At 56.2% G+C, this 25,525-nt stretch carries 27 protein-coding genes and 1 tRNA gene; 15 read left to right on the forward strand and 13 right to left on the reverse strand.

What is annotated here, in order from left to right:
* Window positions 1–7: 7 nt before the first annotated feature.
* Window positions 8–436: a hypothetical protein gene (locus tag ACZ9GA_RS26890; RefSeq protein ID WP_455923077.1), complete on the forward strand. Its 429-nt coding sequence runs from the start codon at window positions 8–10 to the stop codon at window positions 434–436.
* Between the two features lie 137 nt (window positions 437–573).
* Here the strand turns inward: ACZ9GA_RS26890 and ACZ9GA_RS26895 are convergent, their stop codons facing one another.
* Together ACZ9GA_RS26895 and gabP are read right to left on the reverse strand one after the other, a co-directional pair.
* Complete coding sequence (locus ACZ9GA_RS26895; RefSeq protein WP_457359497.1) at window positions 574–1,047, reverse strand: WbuC family cupin fold metalloprotein; 474 nt, start codon at window positions 1,045–1,047, stop codon at window positions 574–576.
* A 221-nt stretch (window positions 1,048–1,268) separates the two neighbouring features.
* Entirely contained in the window at window positions 1,269–2,663 is a 1,395-nt protein-coding gene (gabP, locus tag ACZ9GA_RS26900) for a GABA permease (protein WP_457359495.1), read from the reverse strand.
* A gap of 595 nt (window positions 2,664–3,258) precedes the next feature.
* Here gabP and ACZ9GA_RS26905 point away from each other — a divergent pair.
* The 9 genes from ACZ9GA_RS26905 (at window position 3,259) to ACZ9GA_RS26945 (ending at window position 13,188) form a co-directional block, all read left to right on the forward strand.
* Window positions 3,259–4,032 carry an ABC transporter ATP-binding protein gene (locus ACZ9GA_RS26905; protein WP_027979900.1) on the forward strand — a complete coding sequence of 258 codons (774 nt, stop codon included), beginning with the start codon at window positions 3,259–3,261 and terminating at the stop codon, window positions 4,030–4,032.
* Between the two features lie 13 nt (window positions 4,033–4,045).
* Complete coding sequence (locus ACZ9GA_RS26910; RefSeq protein ID WP_457359493.1) at window positions 4,046–4,792, forward strand: ABC transporter substrate-binding protein; 747 nt, start codon at window positions 4,046–4,048, stop codon at window positions 4,790–4,792.
* Window positions 4,793–4,850: 58 nt separating this feature from the next.
* Complete coding sequence (locus ACZ9GA_RS26915; RefSeq protein ID WP_027979902.1) at window positions 4,851–5,546, forward strand: ABC transporter permease; 696 nt, start codon at window positions 4,851–4,853, stop codon at window positions 5,544–5,546.
* Window positions 5,543–6,232: an ABC transporter permease gene (locus tag ACZ9GA_RS26920; protein WP_457359491.1), complete on the forward strand. Its 690-nt coding sequence runs from the start codon at window positions 5,543–5,545 to the stop codon at window positions 6,230–6,232. Before ACZ9GA_RS26915 ends, ACZ9GA_RS26920 begins: the two co-directional genes overlap by 4 nt.
* Before the next feature lie 153 nt (window positions 6,233–6,385).
* Window positions 6,386–7,600: a methyltransferase gene (locus ACZ9GA_RS26925; protein WP_457359489.1), complete on the forward strand. Its 1,215-nt coding sequence runs from the start codon at window positions 6,386–6,388 to the stop codon at window positions 7,598–7,600.
* Window positions 7,601–7,887: 287 nt separating this feature from the next.
* Window positions 7,888–7,963 (forward strand) — tRNA-Thr (locus ACZ9GA_RS26930).
* A gap of 163 nt (window positions 7,964–8,126) precedes the next feature.
* The gene (locus ACZ9GA_RS26935) at window positions 8,127–9,446 is read left to right on the forward strand and encodes a tyrosine-type recombinase/integrase (RefSeq protein WP_457359487.1); all 1,320 of its coding nucleotides are present in this window, start codon (window positions 8,127–8,129) and stop codon (window positions 9,444–9,446) included.
* A 931-nt stretch (window positions 9,447–10,377) separates the two neighbouring features.
* The gene (locus ACZ9GA_RS26940; RefSeq protein ID WP_457359486.1) at window positions 10,378–11,355 is read left to right on the forward strand and encodes an integrase domain-containing protein; all 978 of its coding nucleotides are present in this window, start codon (window positions 10,378–10,380) and stop codon (window positions 11,353–11,355) included.
* Between the two features lie 501 nt (window positions 11,356–11,856).
* Window positions 11,857–13,188 carry a hypothetical protein gene (locus ACZ9GA_RS26945; RefSeq protein WP_457359484.1) on the forward strand — a complete coding sequence of 444 codons (1,332 nt, stop codon included), beginning with the start codon at window positions 11,857–11,859 and terminating at the stop codon, window positions 13,186–13,188.
* Between the two features lie 12 nt (window positions 13,189–13,200).
* Here the strand turns inward: ACZ9GA_RS26945 and ACZ9GA_RS26950 are convergent, their stop codons facing one another.
* The 7 genes from ACZ9GA_RS26950 to ACZ9GA_RS26980 form a co-directional block, all read right to left on the reverse strand.
* Entirely contained in the window at window positions 13,201–13,761 is a 561-nt protein-coding gene (locus ACZ9GA_RS26950) for a GNAT family N-acetyltransferase (RefSeq protein WP_457359482.1), read from the reverse strand.
* Window positions 13,762–13,803: 42 nt separating this feature from the next.
* Window positions 13,804–14,211 (reverse strand): ASCH domain-containing protein, encoded by a 408-nt coding sequence (locus ACZ9GA_RS26955; RefSeq protein WP_457359480.1) that lies wholly within the window; start codon window positions 14,209–14,211, stop codon window positions 13,804–13,806.
* Window positions 14,189–15,256, reverse strand: coding sequence for an N-acetyltransferase (locus ACZ9GA_RS26960; protein WP_457359478.1), 1,068 nt, complete (start codon window positions 15,254–15,256; stop codon window positions 14,189–14,191). The genes ACZ9GA_RS26955 and ACZ9GA_RS26960 overlap by 23 nt, the downstream gene beginning before the upstream one ends.
* Window positions 15,257–15,262: 6 nt before the next feature.
* Entirely contained in the window at window positions 15,263–15,784 is a 522-nt protein-coding gene (locus ACZ9GA_RS26965; RefSeq protein WP_457359476.1) for an ATP-binding protein, read from the reverse strand.
* A 310-nt stretch (window positions 15,785–16,094) separates the two neighbouring features.
* The gene (locus ACZ9GA_RS26970; protein ID WP_457359474.1) at window positions 16,095–16,334 is read right to left on the reverse strand and encodes a type II toxin-antitoxin system RelB/DinJ family antitoxin; all 240 of its coding nucleotides are present in this window, start codon (window positions 16,332–16,334) and stop codon (window positions 16,095–16,097) included.
* Window positions 16,335–16,473: 139 nt separating this feature from the next.
* The gene (locus tag ACZ9GA_RS26975; RefSeq protein WP_457359472.1) at window positions 16,474–16,947 is read right to left on the reverse strand and encodes a helix-turn-helix domain-containing protein; all 474 of its coding nucleotides are present in this window, start codon (window positions 16,945–16,947) and stop codon (window positions 16,474–16,476) included.
* Between the two features lie 47 nt (window positions 16,948–16,994).
* Entirely contained in the window at window positions 16,995–17,351 is a 357-nt protein-coding gene (locus tag ACZ9GA_RS26980) for a type II toxin-antitoxin system HigB family toxin (RefSeq protein ID WP_457359471.1), read from the reverse strand.
* A gap of 202 nt (window positions 17,352–17,553) precedes the next feature.
* Here ACZ9GA_RS26980 and ACZ9GA_RS26985 point away from each other — a divergent pair, with 202 nt between their 5' ends.
* Window positions 17,554–17,865, forward strand: coding sequence for a hypothetical protein (locus ACZ9GA_RS26985; RefSeq protein WP_457359469.1), 312 nt, complete (start codon window positions 17,554–17,556; stop codon window positions 17,863–17,865).
* A gap of 284 nt (window positions 17,866–18,149) precedes the next feature.
* Here ACZ9GA_RS26985 and ACZ9GA_RS26990 read toward each other — a convergent pair whose 3' ends face one another.
* Together ACZ9GA_RS26990 and ACZ9GA_RS26995 are read right to left on the reverse strand one after the other, a co-directional pair.
* Entirely contained in the window at window positions 18,150–18,545 is a 396-nt protein-coding gene (locus ACZ9GA_RS26990; RefSeq protein ID WP_457359467.1) for a hypothetical protein, read from the reverse strand.
* On the reverse strand, window positions 18,542–19,120 hold the full coding sequence (locus ACZ9GA_RS26995; RefSeq protein WP_457359465.1) for a hypothetical protein: 579 nt from the start codon (window positions 19,118–19,120) through the stop codon (window positions 18,542–18,544). The genes ACZ9GA_RS26990 and ACZ9GA_RS26995 overlap by 4 nt, the downstream gene beginning before the upstream one ends.
* Window positions 19,121–19,376: 256 nt before the next feature.
* On the opposite strand from ACZ9GA_RS26995, the gene ACZ9GA_RS27000 reads away from it, so the two are divergent.
* The 3 genes from ACZ9GA_RS27000 to ACZ9GA_RS27010 are packed head-to-tail and all read left to right on the forward strand — an operon-like array spanning window position 19,377 to window position 22,671.
* Window positions 19,377–20,735, forward strand: a complete 1,359-nt coding sequence (locus ACZ9GA_RS27000) for a CHASE2 domain-containing protein (RefSeq protein ID WP_457359463.1) — start codon at window positions 19,377–19,379, stop codon at window positions 20,733–20,735.
* A complete protein-coding gene (locus tag ACZ9GA_RS27005) occupies window positions 20,732–21,082 on the forward strand; it encodes a hypothetical protein (RefSeq protein WP_457359462.1) in 351 nt (116 codons plus the stop codon). The genes ACZ9GA_RS27000 and ACZ9GA_RS27005 overlap by 4 nt, the downstream gene beginning before the upstream one ends.
* Window positions 21,082–22,671 (forward strand): M48 family metallopeptidase, encoded by a 1,590-nt coding sequence (locus ACZ9GA_RS27010; protein WP_457359460.1) that lies wholly within the window; start codon window positions 21,082–21,084, stop codon window positions 22,669–22,671. The genes ACZ9GA_RS27005 and ACZ9GA_RS27010 overlap by 1 nt, the downstream gene beginning before the upstream one ends.
* A gap of 72 nt (window positions 22,672–22,743) precedes the next feature.
* Here ACZ9GA_RS27010 and ACZ9GA_RS27015 read toward each other — a convergent pair whose 3' ends face one another.
* Complete coding sequence (locus ACZ9GA_RS27015; RefSeq protein ID WP_457359458.1) at window positions 22,744–23,988, reverse strand: sensor domain-containing diguanylate cyclase; 1,245 nt, start codon at window positions 23,986–23,988, stop codon at window positions 22,744–22,746.
* A 253-nt stretch (window positions 23,989–24,241) separates the two neighbouring features.
* Between ACZ9GA_RS27015 and ACZ9GA_RS27020 the strand changes: the two genes are divergently transcribed.
* Window positions 24,242–25,063, forward strand: coding sequence for a hypothetical protein (locus tag ACZ9GA_RS27020; protein ID WP_457359457.1), 822 nt, complete (start codon window positions 24,242–24,244; stop codon window positions 25,061–25,063).
* Here the strand turns inward: ACZ9GA_RS27020 and ACZ9GA_RS27025 are convergent.
* The gene (locus tag ACZ9GA_RS27025) at window positions 25,020–25,496 is read right to left on the reverse strand and encodes a DUF488 domain-containing protein (RefSeq protein WP_457359455.1); all 477 of its coding nucleotides are present in this window, start codon (window positions 25,494–25,496) and stop codon (window positions 25,020–25,022) included. The genes ACZ9GA_RS27020 and ACZ9GA_RS27025 overlap by 44 nt on opposite strands.
* Window positions 25,497–25,525 lie beyond the last annotated feature (29 nt).

Consider the following 25,525-nt stretch of genomic DNA (forward strand, 5'->3'; position numbering starts at 1 on the left):
ACCAACCATGAGCACCCAGGAAAAAATGACCGGAGACCTGTTTGAGGTGGACAAGCGCCTGTCGCTCAAGCCCGTCACCGAATTCAACAGCTACCTGCGCGCCGCCTTCGGCGACGGCAAGTGCACCTGCGTGCGGTGCGTGACCAGCGGCGGCGATGAAAGCGGCTACGAGTTCCAGCACACCTTCGACCTGCAAGGCCAAGTGGTTAACCGTCGCTATGCGCTGACGGCGGGTAGCGATGTACTGCTGGTGCTGAAGAAGGCCTGGCTGTCGTACACCAAGACCGAGCTGGGTAACGGCGCGATTTTGGACATGGATGCGATCAAGGGCTTTGTCGAGCCGCAGTTGCACAAGCGGCTGGTGCCGCTGTTCCTGGCCAGCGGGTTGGTGAAGGATGTGGACGGCAAGCTGCAGGTCCAGCCGCAGGCGGCCTGATACCGCGTCGCCTGCATCGCGAGCAAGGTCGAACGCGACCCCGGTTGCTCCCACAGTGTGAACACAATTTCAGCGTTTAGCCTGTGGGAGCAAAGCTTGCTCGCGAGAGGCCATCAGCCTCCCCCAAAATATTTGGTTCAGCCAGGGAAGCGGTCACCCACCTGCGCCACGGCATACCAGGCAATAATCGCCTCCATCCCCTGCTCCCCCTCGGCAACCGTCCACTCCATGTAATCCTCCTCCGGAATCGGCGTATATACGCCATCCTTCACCTCAAAGATCACCGCCCCCTCCTCCAGCGACAGCACCGCGTGCCACACACCGGCCGGGGTTTCGACCATCTTCACCTCATCGCCCAGCACCACGCGATCAATCACCTCGCCAGCGTCATTGAAATGCAGCACCACAAAGCGCCCACGCAGCGCGTGGAGCATTTCGAACGTGTGCGGGTGGCGGTGGGCACGCACGTAGGTGCCCGGCTCCATGGCCACGGCCAGGCGCTGGGTGGGGTCGGACAGCTCAGGGTGCAGGTTGTGGTGGGCGCGCAGGCGTGGGGACTGCTGGGCGCGGGCGGTCAGGTCGTCGAGGAGCGTGGTGGTGATCTGCTTCATGGGGCTGGGCACGGTTCGAATAGGAAAACCGCAGTATGCCCAAGGGTTAGTGAAATTCTCCTGAACGCCGACCACAAAAAAGCCGCTGTCATCGCTGACAGCGGCTCTTCTACCCCTGTAGCCGCTGCCGAAGGCTGCGCTGGCCCGCAGCAGTACTGGAGATCTCCAGCGAGGCAGAGGGCCAGCGCAGCCTGGCGGCAGCGGCTACAGGTGTTAGCCGATCACTTGCCGTAGGCAGCCTGGCCTTGCGGCAGCGCCTTGCGACGACGATCAACCAGCAAACCAGCGGCAACCACGGCGATGGTCAGCAGACCGGTCGCGATGATCTCCACACGGTGGTCAACACGAATCGCCATCACGGTCAGCACGCCGATGATGAACGCGATCACCACCCAGGTCAGCACCGGGAACGCCCACATCTTGAACTCGATCTTCTCGCCCTTCTGCTCACGCTGCTTGCGCATGCGCAGTTGCGAAACGGCGATCACCAGGTAAACCAACAGGGCAATGGCGCCGGAGCTGGCCAGCAGGAAGTCGAACACTTCAGCCGGGGCTACGTAGTTGGCGAACACGGCCAGGAAGGCAGCAGCGGTGGACAGCAGCACAGCCCAGTACGGCGTGCCGCCTTTGCTGGTGCGCTGGGCCATCTTCGGCGCGTCGCCACGCTTGCTCAGCGAGTAGAGCATGCGCGAAGAGGTGTACAGCGCCGAGTTCAGGCAGCTGGTCACGGCAACCAGTACCACCACGTCAACGATCATCTTGGCATTAGGCACGCCAATCAGGTTCAGCACGGTCTGGTACGAACCAATGGCCGGCAGCGCCGGGTTGTTCCATGGCACCAGGGCCACGACCAGGAAGATCGACACGAGGTAGAACAGGAAGATCCGCCAGATCACCGAGTTGGTGGCCTTGGTGATCTGCTTGCCCGGATCTTTCGATTCGGCAGCGGCGATGGTGACGATCTCGGTACCCATGAACGAGAACATGGTGGTCAGCATGGCTGCAACCACGGCGCCCAGGCCGTTAGGCATGAAGCCCACGGTGTCGACGATGTGGCTGACACCGCTGACCTGGCTGCCCGGCACGAAACCGAACACGGCCGCAGCGCCCAACACGATGAAGCCGATGATGGCGATCACCTTGATCAGCGCGAACCAGAACTCGAATTCACCGTAGTTCTTCACGTTGAGCAGGTTGGTGCCGGTCAGGATCAGCGTGATCACCAGGGTAAACGCCCATACGGCGATGTCCGGGAACCAGGCATGCAGGATGCCGGCGGCGGCGTTGGCCTCCAGCGGGATCACCAGTACCCAGAACCACCAGTACAGCCAGCCGATGGTGAAGCCGGCCCAGTGGCCGATGGCACGGTCAGCGTAAGTAGAGAACGAGCCAGTGTCGGGCTGCGCAATGGCCATTTCGGCCAGCATGCGCATCACCAGGACCACCAGCGTACCGGCAGCGGCGTAGGCCAGCAGCACGGCAGGGCCGGCCTCGGCGATCGCATGGCCGGAACCCACGAACAAGCCGGCGCCGATTACACCGGCGATGGACAGCATGGTCACGTGACGCTGTTTGAGCCCCGACCCGAGGTCGTTGTGGTTGTGCTTATTGCTCATAAAACTACCTATGCAAAGAATAGCGTTCGGTCCAGCAATTGGCGTTACACCTACCCGTGTTGTGGGAATGCAACATGCCGTTGAGGATTTTTTACGCAAATATTGCGCCAAAACCTTTCACGATTGATGCCAAAGCGCTAGGACGGCCTTTTGAGCCTTATTGGTCAAGCCCTTGATCAAAATGACATTTCCGTACACCTGTAACCAAGGGTTACCGGCCTACACAATAACAGGACGAAATGTCGCACCAAAAACTGACTTCGGTAACACCTATGCACAAATTAAGTGCAACCAAAGGTGCAACCTGGCACGGCTTTTAGCGACAAAAACGTGCAACCAACGGACGCCACTGGGCACTGTGCACACCGGTCGGTTTAATGAATGGTTACTTTCCATTGGCGGCCAAAACTGGCACCATCGCGCCTTTTTTCACGCGCACCCGCTTGCGCGCGGGGCCCCGCACTGCCTGGCCGGCGACACGCCGCTACAGCCATGCGACACCCCTCGCCCGTGCCCACTGCCATATCGGCGGCGCCATGCTAGTTTGGCGCACCGCTTTTGGGCGGGAACGCAACCGTATAGATGAGGACCGCACATGGCCCAGGCCACGCCCGCGCTGGAAATCCGCAACCTGCACAAACGTTACGGACAGCTTGAGGTGCTCAAGGGCGTTTCGCTGAGCGCCCAGGAAGGCGCCGTGATCTCGATCCTGGGTTCGTCCGGCTCGGGCAAGTCGACCCTGCTGCGCTGCACCAACCTGCTGGAAAACCCGCACCAGGGGCAGATTTTCGTGGCCGGCGAAGAGCTCAAGCTCAAGGCCGCCCGCAATGGCGAACTGGTGGCTGCCGACAACCGCCAGATCAACCGCATGCGCAGCGAAATCGGCTTCGTGTTCCAGAACTTCAACCTCTGGCCGCACATGACCGTGCTCGACAACATCATCGAGGCACCGCGCCGCGTACTGGGCCAAAGCAAGGCCGAAGCCATCGAAGTGGCCGAAGCCCTGCTGGCCAAGGTCGGCATCGCCGACAAGCGCCACGTGTACCCCAATCAGCTGTCCGGCGGGCAGCAGCAGCGCGCGGCCATCGCGCGTACGTTGGCCATGCAGCCTAAAGTGATCCTGTTCGACGAGCCCACCTCGGCCCTCGATCCGGAAATGGTCCAGGAAGTGCTGACAGTTATCCGCAACCTGGCCGAAGAAGGCCGTACCATGCTGCTGGTGACCCACGAGATGGGCTTTGCGCGTCAGGTGTCCAGCGAAGTGGTGTTCCTGCACCAGGGCCTGGTGGAAGAACAAGGCACACCTGATCAAGTATTCGACAACCCAGTGTCGGCACGCTGCAAACAATTCATGTCCAGCAACCGTTAACGGAGCATCACGCATGCAGACTTACAAAAAACTGATCCTGGCCGCTGCCGCCAGCCTGGCGATGAGCGCCACCGTGATGGCGGACGGGCTGAAGATGGGCATCGAAGCCGCCTACCCTCCGTTCAACAGCAAAGACGCCAGCGGCAACGTCGTAGGCTTCGACGCTGACGTGGGCAAGGCCCTGTGCGCCAAGATGAAAGTGGAGTGTGAAATCGTCACCTCCGACTGGGACGGCATCATCCCGGCCCTGAACGCCAAGAAATTCGATTTCCTGATCTCGTCCATGTCCATCACCGACGAACGCAAGCAGGCCGTCGACTTCACCGACCCGTACTACACCAACAAACTGCAGTTCATCGCCGCCAAGAACGTCGACTTCAAAGTGGACAAGGACGCGCTGAAAGACAAGATCATCGGCACCCAGCGCTCCACCCTGTCGGGCACCTGGCTGGAAGACAACATGCCGGACGTGCAGGTCAAACTGTACGACACCCAGGAAAACGCCTACCTGGACCTGACCTCGGGCCGTCTGGACGGCATCCTGGCCGACAAGTACGCCAACTACGAGTGGCTGAAATCGGCAGCCGGCAAAGACTACGAGTTCAAAGGCGAGCCGGTTGAGCAAAGCGACAAGATCGGCATCGCCGTGCGCAAGGGCGACGCCCTGCGCGAGAAGCTGAACGCCGCCCTGAAAGAAATCAAGGCCGACGGCACCTACAAGAAGATCAACGACAAGTACTTCCCGTTCAGCATCGAATGACCTGCCCGACTGCCGCCGCGCCCCGTGCGCGGCGGCTGGTCCTCAATAAAGCCTGCCCATGAACATTGATCTCCACGGATTCGGCCCGGCCCTGGCGGCTGGCGCGCTGATGACTGTCAAACTCGCGCTGTCGGCCCTGTGCCTGGGCCTGGTCCTGGGCCTGCTCGGCGCATTGGCCAAGACCTCGCCGTACAAGGCGCTGCAAGCGCTGGGCGGCACCTATTCCACCATCGTGCGCGGCGTGCCCGAGCTGCTGTGGGTACTGCTGCTGTACTTCGGCACCGTCAACATGATGGCCGCGCTGGGGTCCTGGTTCGGCATGCCCGACCTCACCCTGAGCCCCTTCGCCGCCGGCGTCATCGCCCTGGGCCTGTGCTTTGGCTCGTACGCCACGGAAGTCTTCCGCGGCGCGATCCTGGCCATCCCCAAAGGCCACCGCGAAGCCGGCCAGGCCCTGGGCCTGTCCAAGGTGCGCATCTTCACCCGGCTGATCCTGCCGCAGATGTGGCGCATCGCCCTGCCGGGCCTGGGCAACCTGTTCATGATCCTGATGAAAGACACCGCCCTGGTCTCCGTCATCGGCCTTGAAGAAATCATGCGCAACGCGCAAAACGCCGTCACCGACACCAAGCTGGCCTTCAACTTCTACATGGTGGCCGCCGTCATGTACCTGAGCCTCACGGTACTGGCCATGATCGGCATGCATTACATGGAAAAGTACGCCGCACGCGGCTTCACGAGGGCCGCGCAATGAACTGGGAAGTAATCATCAAGTGGCTGCCCAAGCTCACCCAGGGCGCCACCGTGACCCTGGAGCTGGTGGCCATCGCCGTGCTCGCCGGCCTGATCCTGGCCGTGCCGCTGGGCATCGCCCGCAGCTCGCGCAAGTGGTACGTCAGCGCAGTGCCCTACGGCTACATCTTCTTCTTCCGCGGCACCCCGCTGCTGGTGCAACTGTTCCTGGTGTACTACGGCGCCGCCCAATTCGACGCCGTGCGCCACAGCTTCCTGTGGCCCTACCTGCGCGACCCCTTCTGGTGCGCCGCCGCCACCATGACCCTGCACACCGCCGCCTACATCGCCGAAATCCTGCGGGGCGCCATCCAGGCCATCCCCAAGGGCGAAATCGAAGCAGCGCGCGCCCTGGGCATGTCGCGCAGCAAAGCCCTGCTGTACATCATCCTGCCGCGGGCCGTACGCATCGGCCTGCCGGCCTACAGCAACGAAGTGATCCTGATGCTCAAGGCCAGCGCCCTGGCCAGCACCGTCACCCTGCTGGACCTGACCGGCATGGCGCGGACCATCATCGCGCGCACCTACCTGCCGGTGGAAATCTTCTTCGCGGCCGGCGTACTGTACCTACTGATCTCGTTCGTGTTGGTGCAAGGCTTCAAGGTGCTGGAGCGCTGGTTGCGGGTAGACGCCTGCCAAGGCCGCTGACGCAGCACCGCGTAAAGTCGGCTCCTACACAGATTCGGGGTAGGAGCCGGCCTTGGCCGCGATGAGGCCAGCCGACACCACCACAACCCGTAGCCGCTGCCGCAGGCTGCGCTGGCCCCAAGCCTCACCGAACATCCCCACCCGGAACTGTCCATGAGCCTAGCCCCCGAAACCCTCCTGGCCCGCTTCCAAGCCCTGGACGCCTTCCTGCTGGCCCACCAGCCCCTCTGGCGCCCCAAACCCTTCACCCACCTCACCCTGCCGTGGGAAACCGCCTACCCCGACCTGGCCACCTGGCTACGCACCCGCACCCTCGACCAGGCCGAAGCCGAACACAACCACCCCGAACTGCTGACCGCCCCGGCGCCCTACCCTGCGCTGGCCGCCCAGGCTATGGCACTCAGCGAAGTACCCCCGTTATCCAAAGGCGCCCTGCAACCCTGCCACCCACGCCTCAACGTCGACGTGCCCGGGCGCAAATGGCAGCAGATCGAAGCCTTCGCCGATGCCCTTACCTTCCAGCACCCCGTCACCGGCTGGCTGGACTGGTGCGCAGGCAAGGGCCACCTCGGCCGCCGCCTGTTGCAACCTGGGCAGCAATTGACCTGCTACGAGTACGACCCCGCCCTGGTAGAAGCCGGCCACACCTTGAGCCAGCACCACGGCCTGAACGCCGAACACCGCCTGCAAGACGTGATGGCCAGCGACTGCTGCTTGCCTGTGGATAAAGCTGCTGTCGCGCTGCATGCCTGCGGGGATCTGCACGTGCAATTGCTGAAGCGCTCTGTGCTTCTGGCCAGCTCACAACTGGCCATCGCACCTTGCTGCTACAACCGCACCCAGAGCACGCAGTACCAGCCGCTGTCACGGGCCGCTGCGGCTTCTTTTTTGCGCCTGAGCCGGGACGATCTGGGACTGCCGTTGAGCGAGACAGTTACTGCCGGTGCGCGGGTGCGACGGCAGCGGGATCAGTCGATGGCGTGGCGGTTGGGGTTTGATCTGCTGCAACGGTCGGCGCGGGGTGTGGATGAATATTTGCCCACACCTTCGTTGCCTGCCGCTTGGTTGGGGAAAACCTTTGCCGAGTACTGCACTGATCTGGCGGCTTTAAAAGGCTTGGAACTAGCTAGCGCGACCGATTGGTCCGCTGCCGAAGCCGCTGGCTGGCAGCGCCTGGCGCACGTCCGCAACCTGGAACTGGTTCGCAACCTGTTCCGCCGCCCTCTGGAGCTCTGGCTGGTACTGGACCGCGCACTTTATCTGCAGGAAAACGGCTACCAGGTACGACTGGGACTTTTCTGCACAACCGCCCTCACCCCTCGCAACCTCATGGTGCTGGCAGAACGCCCAAAAGCGTTTCAAAACTAGAACACAACCTGTGGATAACTCTGTGGGTAGTATTGCCAGCAAGCTAAGAAAATCGCTGGATCCATGCGCTAATAAGGCTTGGTCATTTTTTGTTCATCATTTATTTGGCTGCAAAAACAGCCATTTGCGCAAACGCTGCAAAATCGTCGCCGCGGGGGGCGGCCTTTGGTCTGTTCACCGGGATATTGTGCATAAGCGTTTTTGGGGGTGGGCGGCGCTGGTAATAAAATAGTGCAAATTGGGGGTTTACTCGGGGCGATGAGTCGCTATAATCAGCGCCCTCACATGCCGGTATAGCTCAGATGGTAGAGCAACTGACTTGTAATCAGTAGGTCCCGGGTTCGATTCCTGGTGCCGGCACCATTTGAGGTTCCAGAGAAGGCTTTCAAAATCTCTGGAACCCTTGAAAAACCCGCCTTCTGGCGGGTTTTTTCGTTTTGGCGTTCCGTCGGATTCCGAGGGTAGCCAGTGCTAATAAGGGTAGTTTTAAGGATAGAGGTCCGTTTCGATATCGGAGACTACCCTTATGGCCCGCACCACTGCCCCGCTTACAGACACCACCTGTCGCACGGCAAAGCCCAGAGAGCGCGAGTACAAGCTATTCGACGGCGACGGTCTCTACCTCCTTGTGCAACCCAACGGCCGCAAAGGCTGGCGGCTCAGGTACGTGAAACCCGATGGCCGCGAAGGCCTGACCGCCCTCGGCAGCTACCCGGTGGTCGGGCTGGGCGACGCACGCCGCAAGCGCTTCGAGATCAAGCAGCAGCTCGCCAACGGCATAGACCCCATCCAGTACAAGCAGCAAACCAAGACCCAAGCCGTGATCAACGGCCGCACCTTCGAAAGCGTTGCGCTCGACTGGCACGCCAGCATGGTGCCCAAGTGGGCGCCCGGCCACGCCAAGACAGTGCTCAGCCGATTGAGAACTCACGTATTCCCTTTGCTAGGTGCCAGAGCAATTGTTGAGTTGGACACCCACGACCTCATGCAACCACTGGAAGCCGTGACGAAGCGCGGCACCATCGACGTTGCGCTCAGGATCAAGAACTACCTGCAAAGCATCATGCGTGAAGCCAAACGGCTGCGACTGATCACGGCGAACCCGGCTCACGACCTCGATGGCTCGATCAAGACACCACGGGTGACTCACCGACCCGCACTACCCTTATCGCGGCTGCCAGAGCTACTGGCGTGCATTGAGGACTACAGAGGTCGCCCGCTCACGCGCCTCACGGTGATGCTGTCCTTGCATGTATTCGTACGCTCCAGCGAACTGCGCTTCGCCCGCTGGAACGAGTTCGACCTCAAGCGCGGAATCTGGGAGATCCCCGACACCCGCCCGGCGCTGGACGGCGTGCCCTTTTCCACAAGGGGCACGAAGATGGCCGGTGACATCCACGTTGTACCCTTATCGCCGCAGGCAGTGGCCTTGCTTGAGCAGATCCACGCGATCACCGGCAAGTTCGAACTGGTGTTTGCTGGCGATGCCAAGCCGTGGAAACCGATGTCCGAGAACACGGTGAATGCCGCGCTCAGGACGATGGGCTACGACACCAAGGTGGATATCTGCGGCCACGGGTTCCGAGCCATGGCGTGCAGTGCGCTGGTCGAGTCCGGGCTGTGGTCGGAGACGGCTATCGAGCGGCAGATGAGCCACAAGGAACGCAACAACGTGCGGGCCGCTTATACCCACAAGGCCGAGTTCCTCGAAGAGCGCCGGATGATCATGACCTGGTGGAGCCGGTTTCTAGAGGCGAACCGCGAGGACCATGTAACGCCGCATAAGTTTGCCAAGCAGACGGGCGAGAACGTCACGCGCCTGCGCAGTGCCAAGAGGACCGAGTAACCCGCCGCACCACCACCTCAACTCGCTGTGAAGTTACCCACAGCACCGCATGAAGCTCCTCCGCGCGGGTCCTTTCAAACGGGGCTGCAAAGCCGCCCCGTTTGAAAGGACCATACCTAAGAAAAAAAACTGCTGGCACAGCATACGTTTGTTGAAAACCACAGATGTCCACCGGGGGATAGTTTTATCCACAGGCGCTAAATCCCTGAAATCGCTTTGCTTGACGAATATTGTCCACAGGCGTAGACCGGGAGTTGCAAGCGCTGTCGATGACAGCACCCCAGGTGACCCGAACCTTAAAGGTCACGCCGCTCCCGCGGTGGTTCTCCCCAATGGCGATTCGCATCCGGCAGCTCGCCCGGTCACTACCCATGTGATGGATGCTCTGACACATATGGCCCTCGTGCGCCAGACAGACCGTACCTCGCTGCCCTGCAGCAACCTATCCGCTTGGCCGGCTATTGCGCCAACCTGTGCCCGTCTCTTTCTTCTGGAAAGAGACGGGCACTTCTAGAACTGCTGCAGCCCTGATCGCACATGGCTTTGCGGCAATTCCCCTCGCGACAATCGGCGTGACAAACGCCGATGTCACCAGCAACAGCGATGTAGATGATGGTGCCGCAGACTAAGGAATGGACTGCACCTGACTGACAGTCAGGTATGCCCCGGTCATCGCATTGCTGCTTGCACATGGCTCAGGATCTCGCGGCATTGGTCTCGTCAGCCAATGCAGCCTCCACCCGCCCACCGGTAACGGTGTTCAGGAGGCCAGATCATGAGATGCCCTTGCTCCCGGACGTAAGGAGCCGCCAGTCCCGCGAAGAGGACATTCCCCACAGGTCGCAGGGGCCTTGATCCCTGATAACACTCAACATTCTTGGCGGGATGACGTGGGGCGAGGATCGGAGAGCGAACGATGAGGTGATTCGACATGGCATTGGTGGGCATACGCAATGGCCGCAATTTCGGCTACGGCAGGCAATTGAGCTACGCAGGACCGCAGGCGCTGAAAGACATGTTTGGCGGTGGCCACTACGGAACGGTCAAAGCACACTGTGATCGATGGCAGGCATTCGTGAAGTGGTGCCGCTCCGAACAAGGGCCAGGTATCAATGATGCGCGGCAGATTGATCGAAAGGTATTGGCCGACTACGCGGCGTATCTGCGCGACATAGTTAAGCGCGGTGATCTCGCCGTCAGCACCGCTCAAAACCGCCTGTCCAGCGTTAACAGGACCATGGCAGCGCTTCGCGGTGATCAGTATGTGAAATTGCCAAGTCCGAGCAATGCTTTGGGAGCGCAGCGCACCACTGTGCGCACGACAAATCCTCAGGGCCAAGATCACGAATACGTGATGCGCATCGTCGAAGCGCTCCGCGAAGAGCATCCGCGTGCTGCCGCCATCGCACAACTGGCACGCGCCACTGGCATGCGCCTGCGCGAAGCGATTCTGGCCGACCTATCGCGACTCAAGTATGAAGCCGAACACTACGATAAGATCAACATCCAGGACGGCACCAAAGGTGGCCGCGGCGGCGCAACCGCGCCTCGTTGGATCACGGTGGATGACCATATTCGCGAAGCACTCAGTTACGCCGAACAGATCTCACCCGACGGTAGCCGCAACCTACTGGTACCGAACGAGAGCTACCTCGATTTCCAACGGGAGATCGTCCGGCCCGCCCGAGATATTCTCCATACGCACAACCTCAAAGGCTTCCATGAACTGCGCGCGGCCTATGCGTGCGAACGCTATGAGCAGATCACCCATCACCTAGCACCCATCAACGGTGGCAGGTGCAGGCGCCTCGATCCACGCCTTGATCGAGAGGCACGCTTACAAATCAGCTATGAGCTGGGACATGGTCGAATCGACGTGGTATCGGCGTACATCGGTGGTTGGGTATGAATAAACCATTCGATATGGAGATCTTCTTGGCTGGGGTGCTGACTGGAGCACATGCCACACGCGAACGTCACATACGCCAAGCTAAGGTTATACAGTCGACTATAGCCTGTCGCTGGAGGCTTGAAAATCCATGGCGCTGGAAGGATAAACACTTACGCTGGTTTCTCACAAAACACTTAGAAGGCTGTTCAGAACCAACCCGCTACTATTACTATTTGACTGTTAAGCTAATAAAATCCCGACTTGGAAAAAACCAACTTACGACCAAAAAAATAATTAAAAATTAATAAAACCATAAACATACTTAGCCGAACAAAAAAGAGAGAGAATTTTATTTTTGCTACTTGATCTAGCATAAATAGAGCCGCAAAAATCTCTTAAAAAGCTAAATTAAGCTTTTCGCGCATAAGCCCCCCTGCCAGAGAAGAAACAAATGATAGCCGATTGACATACGTCAAATCCCGCCCCAAAATGCTGATGCACTTGGGTAAGGAGCGCGCTATGCGACCACCATTTTCGGGAATAATCGTACGATACCGTCCCCCTCAGCAAGGGATTTGTCAATATCATTCGGTGGACAAGGTACTCCCCGAGGCCGAGGCATCTCGCGAACCTAAAAAAGAAGATTCTGACAAGGAACTGAACGCGGGGGAAACAGACTCCCCAAAAGTTTGTGCAAAGTGCGCAGAGGCATTAGAGAAAGATCAAACACCCCAAGACAGGCCGCTAAACGAAAAGAAACGAAAAGATGAATTACATATAAACATTTGGGAAATAGGGGATAACACAAGCAGCCCTTTCATGGATATCGGTGTAATGATATCAAGCCGCGACCATACAGGCTTTGTGCAAGTTGACCTGCCTTGGGAAGTCAACAAAAGAGATCTTAGTGATCTGGGCGCAAAATTGAATGGCGAAAAAAGCGTCGCAGCAATATTTAATGAAGTAGTTCACTACGATGGCTTTGCCGAGGGCAACTTTGCAAATATAAGTTTTCGCAAGGATGGAAAAGATGAAAAACCGTTTTCTTTGCTTAGATTAAACTCTGAACTTTTTAAGATTGAGTATGTGCACCTAAGCAACGGAGCTACTTCAACCCGCTTAATGGTGGAGATCCCGCGCCCACACCCCGAGACACTCAGTAAAGATAAAAGAATTTCTGCATACGTTAGATTTAGAATTCGCAACGTGCCCGAAAAAATGTACACCAGTACGTTTGAACAGAAAGACCGAACAATTATAAGTTCAAGAACTGTAACAAGAATTATTGACTTTCGAATTAATGTTCGCCGTGGCGTACCCGAGGAACTTTTAAGTGGTAGCGAAACCGTAGAGTTTCCTCAATTCGAAAGAATACACTGTTTCTTAACAACTGACCGAAGCGAGGACTGCTCATCCCAAGGAAAAACTTATATGGGCTACAGATCCTTAATGGATGAAGATGTATGGAATGAATATATAAGACTAGACCACAGAGAAAGAATCTCCGAAGAAAATAGCGTCAGCAACTACTTAGGGCATCAATGGACTGCAAGCAATGAAAATGGCGTTAAAGACTTAATTGTCCTAGGCCGCTTCTCTAAAACCAAGTCCGGCATCGGCCTGATAATTCGATTTATACTACTGGGTATTATCTTCGGGGCTACAGGTAACGGTGTTTGGGAGGTAATCCCAACCTGTGTGATTGGCTACTCGACGGCCACCTGCAGAGATCCCGCGCTCAAAATACTCGTCTTAACATCTGCGGGCGTAGCTTTGATGGTTGCGGAGCCACTATGGAAACTGCTGACTAGGAAAGCTCGAAACTTATTTGGCAGGAAAAAGCGCTCATAGTCTTAAAAAACGCTAGCGAACAGCAACTTTAAGACTATTCGGCTGATTTTGAATTAGGTTATCTTGCAATAGAGTCGAACTCTGTTCAATCAACCCGTTAAAGCTAAGCTCTGCCTTGCAGGGCCTGTAATAATCAGGATAGATCTTAGCAATTTCAAAGCCATAGTAATTAAAAAGTTTCCGAAACACTGCTAATTGCTCTTCCGCAATAGACAATAACGGGGACTCGTTATTCAGAACATCGAACGAACGCTCAAAAAGTTTTAAGCCGACACCTGTTCCCTGATAAGGGGGCAAGACTCTTAAGCAGCATAGCTTCTGCTCAACCCCATCATTCTTAACAATTGCCAAACCCGACAAATCATGACGGCGATATTCCAAAATAATGCTTCGCTCACCGGTGATCAATCCCGGGAAAACTTTTTTACTGAGCCACTCATCAAAAGCTGGATAATACCCAGATAGCTCTGATAGGTGCTGAAAAACCTTTGGCAACAGCGTAATGATTGCATCCGAGTTTGAGTTTAGATACTCACGATCTATTAAGCGCGGAAACTCTAACGATTCAATCATTTCGCCACCATTCGGTAGAGGTTTTTCTACAAACCATAACGCTCATGACAATTCTAACGATACTTGACGGTCAGGCGATCCAATATAACAAAATGACTGAGGCGGACTTTTGGGCCCGTCTAATTCTTTTAAGTCAAAAGGTATATCGTAAGCTACAACCCGCCCGACCGCGATAGCGACAGCTTTGGTCCGCCCCTCATAATAAGAGTCGAAAAATTTTTTATTGATCCCAGCAAATGCTTTGGTCTGTTCCCAAATTTTACTAGGAGAATCCTGATAAATATTAGTAACTTCGAACTCACCAACAATTTTGCCAACTGGTTTAGTGGCATAAATAACAACTGTGTGAACAGCCGGATTGGAAAAGCCGACCTTCCTAAATTCAAAGCGTTTCTCACCGCTGAGAATTTTAGATGCATACTCGGGCTTAATCGACAATAAGACCTTCATTAACGCCCCCGAAATCTGCAATCCACCGAACTTGGTCTTCTGTTAGACCGATTAAATCCCATCGAGGTGCGCTAATACCACATTCATCGATGAGTCTACCTCTAATGATACGCGTCGTGAGCGCTGCATTGTAGGTAAATTTTATTATATAGTATTTCTTTCTATTAGTAAAATACTCTTTGAGTTCTTCCTTGGTAAAAACACTATAGGGCTTTGTATATTTTACAAACTCACTTTCAGTGTTGAATGTTTTAATTTGGCGAACCTCTTCCACAACTACAATTGAAGAAGCCACTGACCGAAACCTTGCTTGTCCTGGCCGGTCTGTAGTGCGGTAGATAACTATAACATCGCCCGGACGCATCTGTTTAGCACGAGCAATGCCGGATATATATGTTTTATGAATACTGTTTGTATGAGAAACGTCTTCCAAGATATCATGACTTTCATTCTTTAGTATTGATTCCGGCAGAAACGAAGAATGATACTCTGGATATATCGCGAGCAAGAAATATCTTTTGTCTTTTAGCTCAACCTTTGGAAAATCCTTGACCGGATCGCCAACCAACGGAGTCAATTTTTTAACAAATACCTCTTCACGACCATCGACCGAATCTTTAAAGCCGTGAAGCTCAAAACCATAGCGTAAGAGTAATTCAATCAGTGACTGATGCTTTGGAAAAACAGTTACATAGATAAATTCAACTTTTTCACTGATGGCATGATCAAAAATTTTCTTTATAAATCGCTCACCAAGCCTAGTGCCATGCGCATTAATTTTCAACGTGCCTATCTTTAACCGCTTTCCTGCGGGTAAAGCAGGCTCAATTCCCTCAGATTCGTCTTCGCTCTTTAAATAAAGAAATCCATCCAGGCGCCGCTTAGACCCTCTAAATGTGTACGCTTTATCCCCTGCCGCGATTTTTTTCGCGTACCACCCAGGAAAGCCGGCATAATCATTTTTTAACGAGTCAAAAAACTCCTCACTCAACTCGGCGCTAGAAAAAACATCATATTTTAGACTGTTGAAAGTACTGCTTGCCATTCTAAACTATTCCATAAGTTCATTTACAAAGCGCTTAGCTGACAACACATCAAAGCTGGAGAGAACGCAGATAGGTATATCAAGGTTCTTCCCTACAGTTTCAGCCCAGACTCGTTCAGCATCTGCCATATTTTGGATTAATTCAGTCGACCAAATCTGGCCGTCTCTTTGCTCCAGGCGAGCCTGAATCAAATCAGTAGGAGCCTCGAGACAAATCAACCCGCGAGGCCTTATTTTCTCGAAAACGTCAAATTCGACCCTATAAATACCGTGATCCTTATTCAGCAAAGTAAAATGACCATCGAATATTAATCGATCACTCCCTTTGTTTTTATTAAGCCAGCTAATCAATGCACGTTGATTGCTATCTATATCACCGGCTCTTTTAGTACTATCAAGTTCGTGTGTAACCAACTCTTCTTTTATTATATCGCTTACTGTCCGATGTTTCATCGCGACTTGAGTGGCAAGCTGTTGGCAAAACGTGGTTTTGCCCACTCCATGAATCCCACCAACAAAAATAACCAATTCGTTCCCCCCTGAAGAATTGCCGTCCTAAGCTACATAAGCTAACAGTACTAATTCGCCATCATTATGTCCAGGCAGGCTCAATACATCAGCCTCCGCACGAGGCGCTCTGCCACTCTTTTTTAAAGACGGGCGTCAGCCCGAAAAAAAGCAAAAGGATAGTCTTAGGGGTACGCCAGCGAAAGCTAGATAAATTAATATAAAAAAATCAAACACTTACATTATTTTTTGACTCCTGGTGCCGCCATAGCGTTTTAGTGCCTTGCTCAATTTTTGCCACTCCTTTACTGCACGCGCATCGAACTCGGGGCTATAGGCTATTTAACGAAACCTTGATCCGCTGGGGGTTAGCCAGCCGCTCGCGCACGGTCGCGACCAAAGGCTCATCGTCCTCGGTCACCAGGACTGGCTTGAACGGTAGCTCGCCACGCTCTGCTACGTACTGCAAGACTTGGCGCACCCGCTCAGAAGGGGTGACGCCCAGTTTTTCCAGCTCGCAGTAAGCACGCGCTTTCAGGTCGTCGTCGATCCGGATATTGATAGATGCCACGGGCATGGATCTCGTTGTAATGACGATTATCGTTTCAAAGAGGTGGAAGCCACGTTTGGGCAAGCCTGCTAAAGGTTGTTTTTACACAAAACTGCCTCCACTGATCGGTACCACCTACCCAATTCCCGACCGACCGAACTCAAACCACCCCATGCATAAAAAACTCAACCGGAACCTTAAAAAATTCCGAAAATCCCTTTATCTGAGCAACCGTCATTTTTCTTTTATTGTTCAAAATCTCGGAAACTGCGCTTTGAGTTGCAACATCAGATAAATCCTTCTGCTTGATCCCCCTATCCGAGATCAGAAAAGCGAGTGCTTCCGACTGAGAGGCATAAGGAATCAACACAGTAGCAGTCTCATACTCATATACACGATCAGCAACCAGCTCCGCAAAGCGCGCCGCTGCGTGGGCCTCACTATCTGCATGAGAGTAGAGTTCATCAATCAGCGCCATCCGCCCCTTCAAGTCGTCATCACTTTCAATTGGATCGTGACATGCAGATAACAACTGGGACATTGTAGCTATCTGATCATTCAGACCATCCAGCATGGGTGAAATATTGGCTATGAAGGAATCCAGTCCAGTGGCTTCGACTTTATCACGCTTCATTTCATCACCTATAATTGCATCATACATAAAAGGCAGGCCACTTTGACCTACGACTTGACATCACTTTTGCACCATTTATCGTACGCGGCATGTGAAAGAATGTCTTTGATATAAATTGTGCCATTACGCGTGTTAATCCACGAAATAATCCGGCACTCATTTTTCTTGATATCAAACACATATATATCAAGAGGCCCTTTTAGGCTGGCATGCCTCAGCTTGGAGTGGGGGACTCGATCGACGTTCCATCCAGAAGCGGCAGCCCAGACCTTTCGTAGCTGTTCAAAAGACTCAAAGCGCAGGGTGGGCCTGTCGAAGGTGGTGAGCCACAGACTCAATGCGGCTTTCCATTGACTGTGCTCCTCCACAGCTCGGGCAACCGTCGGTTTCGCTATCACTCGCATAATTCTTGGTCTTTGGCGTCCCTACATAACAGGCAAATTATCGCGGATTCAGATATCTGTCAAACAGATATCTGTAACCGCGATAATCTCAAGCCTAGGTGACCTTGGCCCATTGGCGCTGCACCTAAGTACATCTTAGTAAATCAATCCCCGACACGCCCTAGACTCGCTCCGACAATCACACCGCAAGGAGCCCTCCTCAATGTCCATCCAAGCTCGCGTAGCATCCCTCAACCACACCCTAAGCCACCTGCTCCAGATCCCCGACACCATCCCCGAGCCAGAAGCCGAACAGCTAGTGTCCGACCTGGACGTACTGACCTCCCAGCTAAGCTTCACTGATCCAGCCATACGCCAACTCCACGATCTGAACGGTGCGCTAGCGCTAGTGCTCCAGCTTCTGGACGCAGCCCATACGGAGAAGGTCGATGCTGAAAAAGTCAGATGCCTGCTTGAGCCAATTCGCGATCGATTTGAGTTATCCACAGGCGAGCTTTCTCGTGTTTTGAGCTAAAAATTTTCGGGCGGGCAAGTGTTTTGTAGCGCTCTGCCCACCTGTGGAAAACCTGCGAATGTCGAATGTGGATATTTTTATGCACAGCGTAACAGCCAGTAAAACTGGACTGTAAAACAACTTATCCACGTGCATAACTCATTGATGTTGATAGTTTTTACGCCAGTTAGCGGCGCCCTTATCGCGACCAAGGTCGGCTCCTACAGGGCCGAAATGGGGGTTTTCGGCCCTGTGGATAAACCCAAAAATCCAGCCAAAAAAGCGAGATCCCGAACCCTCCAAAATCACCCCTTCAACCGCCCCCGAAGCCTCACCAAAACCCACGTCATCCGACACAGATGTCCAGCAATCCCCGCCCCCACCACCACAACCAAACAGAACGCCATCCGCACCGAGTCATACAAAACATACCCACCCAGCCCCCGCGCCCGAGCCACCCCAAGCGCATGCCAGACGATCTCCACCAGCATCGGCAAGAACACCAACACCACCATCACCGCCATGCCCGCCAACGGCAGGCACCGCGCGAAAAGCGCTGCCTCCACCACGCCCAGTGGCTTGTGCCGGTCGTGGGTGGGCACGGTCAGGGCGGTGGCCTGGTTGATCTCCTGGTACCAGGCGCCATAGAGAATGGCGACCACGGCCATCAGCAGGCTGGCCGCCGAGAGGGCGTCGCTCATGGCACGTACACCGCTGGGGTGGCGGCGAGGACGGTGCATAGCTGTTCGTAGGATGATTTGGTGATTTCGTAAGTGGACACGCTGCCGCGCTTTTTGCTGATGGAGGCCAGGGTGCCGTCGATGGAGGCGAGTTTTTTGTTCAGTTCCTCGATGACGTTGACGCTGTTCATGGTCACCAGGTAGGGGCCGTTGGCGCTTTCGGCGGTGGCGCCTTCCAGTACCAGTTTCAGGGTTTGGTCGATGGCATCGCGTAGCAGGTATTGGTATTTGGAGATGATGGAGCGCAGCAGGCCGCGGCTTTCGGTGGCGGTGGTCTGGAAGATTTTGCTGATGGTCTGTTCATCCGGGATGTGGCCGGCGAAGACGTTTTCCACCAACAGGAACAGGCGGTATTCGTGTATGTCGGTGCCGCGCTTGAGGGCTTTCTGGCCGCGCATCATGGCCAGGTATTCCTGCAAGGCGGATTTGCCGTAGCCGGCCAGGGCGGTGGGTACCTGCGCCAGGGGACAGCCGATGATCTGGGCGATCTCGGCGACTTCCTGGGTATCCAGGGTGAGGCTGAATTGAATGTCCATTGTTGGTTCTCCGCATGATCCATGGGCAAACGAAGGCGTTCGCTTTGTGCGCATGGTCGACGGCGGAGGACGGGAGATCTGTAGGAAATTTCCCAAAGTGCGTAGGAATCTGAAGGGCTGGTGGTGCGGGGAGATGAGGATATTTCTCGCGTAAGTTATCCACAGCCGGAAAAACGCCTATTGGCGCCACTATCTTGACATCACTCCGCCCTCTCCTTTAAAAAGCCCCCTCATTCAAAAACACCTAGAGCCATGGATGCCGGCCTGCCTTCATTTTTTTACCTTCCGCCAATGCGTTTTAGGCCTGGTGATCGGACTGTTGACCCTTCTGGACCCCTTCGGCATTACCTCGTCGAGTGACGCTGTTTCTGGCAAATGGCTGAATCGGGTTTTCTCGCACCTGTACCCCACTCAGGGCCAACAGAAAATTGCGGTGGTGATCATCGACGACGCCTACGTGAACAGCCATGACACGTATTGGCCGTTGCCTTATGACGAACAGAGCAAGTTGTTCAAACGGCTGCTGGCCTACAAGCCACGGGCGGTTTTCGTCGATTTGCTGTACAGCCATGACCACTCCACCAATGAACAGGCACCCAGCAGTCAGTTACTGGCAAACGTGTTTGATCGGTATCAGCACCAAGGCATCCCGTTGTACCTGGCCAATACCGGGCTCAAAGCCGGGTCTGTCGAAGGCGCGAATGCACAAGGGGTGGTGACGACGGTCACCAAGCCTGCGCTGGTGAGTTGGGGCGGGCTGAACGGCCAGTACCCGTTGGCGCAAGCCACGGATATTGGCCCGATGGAAACGCCGGCACTGGCGTTGTACCGGGAGTACTGCAAAGCCTACGACTGTGCCGAGCTACCCAAGGATGCGACTGCCGCCACGGATGCACCCACTATCGCGGTGCAGTGGGGCAGTCATCCGCCGGAGAACCAGCGCAAGATTGCGCATGTGAACAACTGTACGAAACCTTCAGTGCCGTTGGGTGAAGCGCTGCACGAGATACTGGCGGGCATAACCTCGAAGCAAAAAGGCGCTGACCGAGGCCGTTGTGCGCCCACGCTGACGCTTAATGCCAGTGACCTTGAAGCCAGCAGCCCGGAAGATCGTGAAGTAATCCGCTCGCTGCTGCACGGCCGGTTGGTGCTGGTGGGTGCGGACATTACCTCGGTCAATGATGTGGTGAATTCCCCCGTGCATGGGCAGATACCCGGCGTATACCTGCACGCGATGGCGCTGGATAACTTGATCAACAGAGGCATGGACTACGACCACGATCCTGCTTCGATTTCGCTCGACGGCTTTGAAGTGAGTTGGGTTGATGCCCTTGAGCTGGCATTGCTGGTGCTGATCGCAGCCCTGAAAAAAATCACATCAGGGAAGGATTCAGCAAGCCTGCAAGGCCCGATCGCTACGCGCTCCCCCTGGGCCACCTGGTTTGGGTTCATGGCGCTGCTGATGGGGATCACCCTGGCGCTGTATTGGCTGCACATCACCCCCGCCAACGTGCTGGGGATCGCGACCTTGTCGCTCGCGTTGTTCAGCGAAAAATTCGATCAGTACTTTTCCAAACCCTCCGTTCCTCGTCAGCCTCAAGGTAATCAAGGATGAACAAGACCTCCGCACTTATTTTCGCCGCCCTGCTGTCCAGCCAAGCCGTCGCCGCCACGCAGGTTGTGGAAGGCTTCCTGGCCGATCCCGTGGCCATCCTTGATGCCAAGGGTCAACAGATTGGGGAGCTCGCCCGCAAAGATGCGCCCAAAGGGTCCTTGCCGGTGTTGCAATACAACGATGCCTTGGACCTGGTACAAGTGGAGGTGGCCGGCAAGCAGGTGTGGCTGGATACCGAGGACCTGCGCATGAAGCCCACCAAAGTAGTGAAACTGGGTTGCAAGGAAATACCTACTGGCAAGCAGCGCGAGAACAGCTCCAGCCTGGGTTATGGCGGTTGCGAGTGATGCGCGCGCAGCCCATCAGTATTCGTGTAGCGGCAGGGCTGGCGGCCTTCACTGCGCTTAACGGCTGCGGCACGATCAAAGGTGCTCCGGACGCGGTGATGAATCTGGTTGGCCCCTCCACCCAGTCGCGGTTGCAGCAGCGCTACATCGAGACCGACGAGGTGCACCCGTTCTACAAACTCGACCCCCAGCGGGTCAGCACGGTACGTCTTAGCTATGACGGACGCAGCATACCGGCCGACGATATTCGCGAAAGTAACGTGGTGGATATTCCCAGGCTGCAAACCTACCTGCAGGGCATCGTTGATAAGCTGGTGAAGGGCTGGCCGGGCGAGGCGCCACCCCTGCAGGTGCGCATTGTCGACAGCAACACGTTTGGCCCCTCAGCTGATGCCTACGCCAATGTGTTCGTTCCGCTGGGGATGCTCGAAAACGTTGAAAGCGAGGACGAGATAGCGGCGATGCTGGGCCACGAAATCAGCCATGTGCTGCTGCACCATCATGATCGGGAGGCTGCCTTCAAGCAGCAACAGGACATGATGGTGGGCCTGGCCACTTCGATCCTGCTTGGCAGCGTGGTTGCCGACACGGGCGTGGATCGCAGCACCGGCCAGATGAAGTTTGTCAGCAAGAACCCGCTGCGCACTCAGAATACCGTCGGCAAGACGATGATCTATACCGCGCTGATCAACAGCTTCTCGGAAAACGTCTGGAGCACGGCCTGGGGGCGCACGCAGGAGGACCAGGCCGACCTGTTGGGTACCGACCTGATGATTCGCGCAGGCTACGCGCCGCGCGGGGCCAACTATTCCCTGGAGCGGCTGAACGACTATCAGGGTAAACAGGCACCGTTGCTCAGCAGCTTCCTGGACGAGCGCAAGGATGCCATGAAAGAGTCGCTGCAAGCGTTGAACGTGAACCGCTTTAGCCAGGAACTCAACGTACTGATCAATGGCGGCCTCAACAACGGCATCAAGACAGCGACCAATTACCTGCAGCGCGCGCATATGTCGCCGCTGTCTCGCGATGAAGAGCTGCGCAAATACCTGCAACGCGAATACCCCCAGCAGCGCCGCGCGCACGTCGACAAGCGCAGTTGGCCGAAAGTGCGCGATGCCGCGCCGGTAGCGTCTGCCATGCAGGCTTACCGGGATGCCAACTCGGTGATTGTCGACCTGGCCAAGAACGACATGCGCGCCGCCGAGGCCGCCAATGCCAAGGCGCTGGCCTCTGCGGTGCGCGACCAGCCCGGCATCCGCAAAGCATCGTTCACGTTGCACCTGGCACAGGGGCGCAAGCAGGAAGCCATGAAAGACCTGCAGGCGATCAAGGATTGGTCACTGGCAAGCCCCGAGATGTACGACTACATGATCACCTACCACCTGGCGCAACGTGACCCGGCCGCTGCGCTGGCCACGATCGACAAGGGGGAGCGCACGCTGGGTTCACAGGAGCTGTTCATTGCACAGAAGCTGCAGGCTAACTTGCAGTTGAAGGACACCGGGCAGGTGGAGAGTTTGTTGAAGCAGTGCGAGCAGTACCCTGCGCGCAGGCAAACCTGCAAAAAGCTGGCGCCTGCAAAGGCCTGATAACTCCACGCGGGCGATACGAAGACTGGGCCGGGACCCTGCATCCTGGCCCAGTCTTGCAGCCTGGAAGGCTTACTCGGCCACCACGCGATTGCGCCCACTGGCCTTGGCCCGATAAAGCGCCCGATCGCTACGCCCCATGGCCGCCTCAGCCCCCTCATCCCCCTCGCGCAAATCACTGACGCCAATACTGACGGTCAACCCAATCACCTGCCCCCCATGCATCAACGGCGTAACCGCCAGCCTCTCCTGCAACCGCACCGCAAACACACACGCATCCCGGCTATGGGTTTCGCGCAGCAACACAGCAAATTCCTCGCCGCCAATCCGCCCGGCCACATCGGTTTTGCGCAGTTGCCCGCTGAGGATGTTGGCGAAGTGCTTCAGCGCCAGGTCGCCAGTGGCATGCCCCCAGCGGTCGTTGATGTGTTTGAAGTGGTCAAGGTCGAGCATCAGTACGCAGGCGTTGTGCTGCTGGCCCACCAGCTGCTGCATGAAGTGCCGACGGTTGGGCAGTTGGGTGAGGAAGTCGATGCTGGCGTGCACTTGCAGGTCGGCTTCCAGGCGTTTGCGTTCGGTGATGTCGGTGGTGGTGCCGATCATGCGCAGGGGGTTGCCGTCAGCGTCGCGGGCCACGACTTTGCCGCGGCTGTTGATCCATTTGTAGGTGCCGTCCTTGCAGCGGATGCGGTGTTCCACTTCGTAGGCGCTGGTGCGTTGCTGGAAGTGGGCCTGGATGGTGGCTTGCACAAACGGCAGGTCGTCGGGGTGGACGCGGTTGTAGCTGTCGCTGAGGTTGGGGGTGAGTTCGTGGGGTTCGTAGCCCAGCAGGGCTTTCCAGCCGGGGGAGTAGTGGATCTGGTTGTGCAGTACGTCGCGGTCCCACACGCCGGTGCCGCTGTTGTCGATGGCCAGGGCCAGGCGGTCCTGGCTTTCGCGCAGGGCGTGGAGTTCGTGTTTGAGGGCGGTTTCGCGCTGTTCGGCCTGTAGCGCGGCGGCGGCCAGGTGTACCAGGTCTTCGAGCAGTTGCTGTTCGCCAGGGTGCAGTTGGTTGCGGCCCAGCAGGATGAATTCGCCCAGGGGCTGGCCGTCTTCAGTGGTGATGGGGGCGTGGCATCGCGGGCCTTCCGGGTGGGCTGGCGGTGGGGTGCCGCTGCTGGCGCGCAGGCTGGGCTGGCCGTTGTGGTGCTGCATCAATATCGCGCAGGTGACGCCGAAGTGGCGTTGCGCTAGGCGCGTCAGTCCATGGAAGCGTTCGTCCGTTAGTACGTCTGGCTTGGGGGGCTGCTCGGCGTCGGCGTCCACGCTTGTCACCATGAATAAGGCCTGGGGCCATCATCGCACAGGTTATGAGGGGGTAACCGTCTGTCCGACGGGGTGTGTGCCAGAGACATAAACCGAAACCATTGGAAATTTGACCACGCTTGGACTCGGCCAGACCATTGCAGCCTTCAACTCTGATCAAAAACTAGCCGGCGAAAGTCGGCTTTGTTGTTTTTGGCATTTTTACACTGCGTCCACTCGCTTGCCCCCCTGGGCTCGGGTAAGGGCTCACCATGGACAAGATTCAATGAAACGGAAAACACGCATCCTTGTACTGTGCAAAACCTACCCGTCCCCCAGCACCAAATACGCAGAGACTTCATGTGTGGCGGGGATGGATGAAAATGGAGCGTTGATTCGCCTTTTTCCGGTGCCGTTCCGAATGGTCCAGCAAGACCAGCAATTCGCCAAATGGCAGTGGATAGAAGCGTTGATTGAGAAGAGCCCGGTAGATCATCGCCCCGAAAGCCACAAAATCTACGTTGATACGATCACGACTCAGGAAATCGTGCCTACCTCCCGGCAATGGTGCGGCCGCCGTCAATGGCTGGAGAAGCTGCCGATCTTCGCCAGTTTTCATGAGCTCGACGCCCAGCGCTTGAAAACCGGGCTATCGCTGGGCCTCCTTAAGCCCTCCTGCGTGACGGGCCTGGAGGTGAGGAGCGCAAAAAGTGACGCTTGGACACCGGAGGAAATCGATATCCTGGAACGGCTCCAACGCCAGGCCAGTCTGTTTGATAACGAACGACCGATCTTCAAACGGCTGGAAAAGGTGCCCTTCGACTTCTACTACCACTATGAGTGCGAGTCAGAAGGCGTCACTACTCAACACAAACACAAGATCGTGGATTGGGAGGCAGGCGCGCTGTACCGCAACGTGAAGCGTAGTCACGGTGCATCGGCCTGGGAGGAAGCATTCAGGGACAAAATTGAACGCCAGCTTCCTCAGAATGACCTGATGCTGCTGATGGGCACTGTTCATCGGTTTCCGGATCAATGGCTGATAGTCAGCCTGATCTATCCGCCTAGGCGACATCCTGAAATAGATCGCCAGCAGTCTCTGTTCTGAACGGGAGATGGACTGCTTCCATGGACGGAACCATGTCTGCCGCAGCCTCGGCAATGAGGCTGCGGTGACAAAATCGGTAATCTGCCTCGAAGCAGACCATGCATACGTTCTGGCGGCCAGCCTGGTCAATGACTTCCCGCACATGCCCAGGCTGGGCCTGGATATAGGCGCGAAAACCTGAGACGTAGCGACCCCAGTCACGATCGATCTTGTATTGATTGCGTACAGGCTTCGGGCATCCCAGCCCGGCAATGTGCTCATATCCGATGCCCGCGCCCGCCAGGCGTTCGGCGAAGGACTTCTTCGAAAACCCGGGTTTTCTGGAGAGCGGATATTCGCGAACGTCCAATACTTTATCGACGCCCGCAGATTTAAGGCGTTCGATGAAGGCGTCGATGCTCAGACCTTCGTAGCCCGCAGTAAATAAAGCCATTAATTCCCCCTGGCATCCATGCGCTCAGT

This window comes from Pseudomonas sp. TE3644 (assembly GCF_056278815.1).

Bases quoted from the DNA above. Each gene is read 5' to 3' on its own strand.
- ACZ9GA_RS26890 (WP_455923077.1), top strand. From the start codon at position 8: ATGAGCACCCAGGAAAAAATGACCGGAGACCTGTTTGAGGTGGACAAG.
- ACZ9GA_RS26895 (WP_457359497.1), bottom strand. From the start codon at position 1,047: ATGAAGCAGATCACCACCACGCTCCTCGACGACCTGACCGCCCGCGCC.
- gabP (WP_457359495.1), bottom strand. From the start codon at position 2,663: ATGAGCAATAAGCACAACCACAACGACCTCGGGTCGGGGCTCAAACAG.
- ACZ9GA_RS26905 (WP_027979900.1), top strand. From the start codon at position 3,259: ATGGCCCAGGCCACGCCCGCGCTGGAAATCCGCAACCTGCACAAACGT.
- ACZ9GA_RS26910 (WP_457359493.1), top strand. From the start codon at position 4,046: ATGCAGACTTACAAAAAACTGATCCTGGCCGCTGCCGCCAGCCTGGCG.
- ACZ9GA_RS26915 (WP_027979902.1), top strand. From the start codon at position 4,851: ATGAACATTGATCTCCACGGATTCGGCCCGGCCCTGGCGGCTGGCGCG.
- ACZ9GA_RS26920 (WP_457359491.1), top strand. From the start codon at position 5,543: ATGAACTGGGAAGTAATCATCAAGTGGCTGCCCAAGCTCACCCAGGGC.
- ACZ9GA_RS26925 (WP_457359489.1), top strand. From the start codon at position 6,386: ATGAGCCTAGCCCCCGAAACCCTCCTGGCCCGCTTCCAAGCCCTGGAC.
- ACZ9GA_RS26935 (WP_457359487.1), top strand. From the start codon at position 8,127: ATGGCCCGCACCACTGCCCCGCTTACAGACACCACCTGTCGCACGGCA.
- ACZ9GA_RS26940 (WP_457359486.1), top strand. From the start codon at position 10,378: ATGGCATTGGTGGGCATACGCAATGGCCGCAATTTCGGCTACGGCAGG.
- ACZ9GA_RS26945 (WP_457359484.1), top strand. From the start codon at position 11,857: ATGCGACCACCATTTTCGGGAATAATCGTACGATACCGTCCCCCTCAG.
- ACZ9GA_RS26950 (WP_457359482.1), bottom strand. From the start codon at position 13,761: ATGATTGAATCGTTAGAGTTTCCGCGCTTAATAGATCGTGAGTATCTA.
- ACZ9GA_RS26955 (WP_457359480.1), bottom strand. From the start codon at position 14,211: ATGAAGGTCTTATTGTCGATTAAGCCCGAGTATGCATCTAAAATTCTC.
- ACZ9GA_RS26960 (WP_457359478.1), bottom strand. From the start codon at position 15,256: ATGGCAAGCAGTACTTTCAACAGTCTAAAATATGATGTTTTTTCTAGC.
- ACZ9GA_RS26975 (WP_457359472.1), bottom strand. From the start codon at position 16,947: ATGAAGCGTGATAAAGTCGAAGCCACTGGACTGGATTCCTTCATAGCC.
- ACZ9GA_RS26980 (WP_457359471.1), bottom strand. From the start codon at position 17,351: ATGCGAGTGATAGCGAAACCGACGGTTGCCCGAGCTGTGGAGGAGCAC.
- ACZ9GA_RS26985 (WP_457359469.1), top strand. From the start codon at position 17,554: ATGTCCATCCAAGCTCGCGTAGCATCCCTCAACCACACCCTAAGCCAC.
- ACZ9GA_RS26990 (WP_457359467.1), bottom strand. From the start codon at position 18,545: ATGAGCGACGCCCTCTCGGCGGCCAGCCTGCTGATGGCCGTGGTCGCC.
- ACZ9GA_RS26995 (WP_457359465.1), bottom strand. From the start codon at position 19,120: ATGGACATTCAATTCAGCCTCACCCTGGATACCCAGGAAGTCGCCGAG.
- ACZ9GA_RS27000 (WP_457359463.1), top strand. From the start codon at position 19,377: ATGCCGGCCTGCCTTCATTTTTTTACCTTCCGCCAATGCGTTTTAGGC.
- ACZ9GA_RS27005 (WP_457359462.1), top strand. From the start codon at position 20,732: ATGAACAAGACCTCCGCACTTATTTTCGCCGCCCTGCTGTCCAGCCAA.
- ACZ9GA_RS27010 (WP_457359460.1), top strand. From the start codon at position 21,082: ATGCGCGCGCAGCCCATCAGTATTCGTGTAGCGGCAGGGCTGGCGGCC.
- ACZ9GA_RS27015 (WP_457359458.1), bottom strand. From the start codon at position 23,988: ATGGTGACAAGCGTGGACGCCGACGCCGAGCAGCCCCCCAAGCCAGAC.
- ACZ9GA_RS27020 (WP_457359457.1), top strand. From the start codon at position 24,242: ATGAAACGGAAAACACGCATCCTTGTACTGTGCAAAACCTACCCGTCC.
- ACZ9GA_RS27025 (WP_457359455.1), bottom strand. From the start codon at position 25,496: ATGGCTTTATTTACTGCGGGCTACGAAGGTCTGAGCATCGACGCCTTC.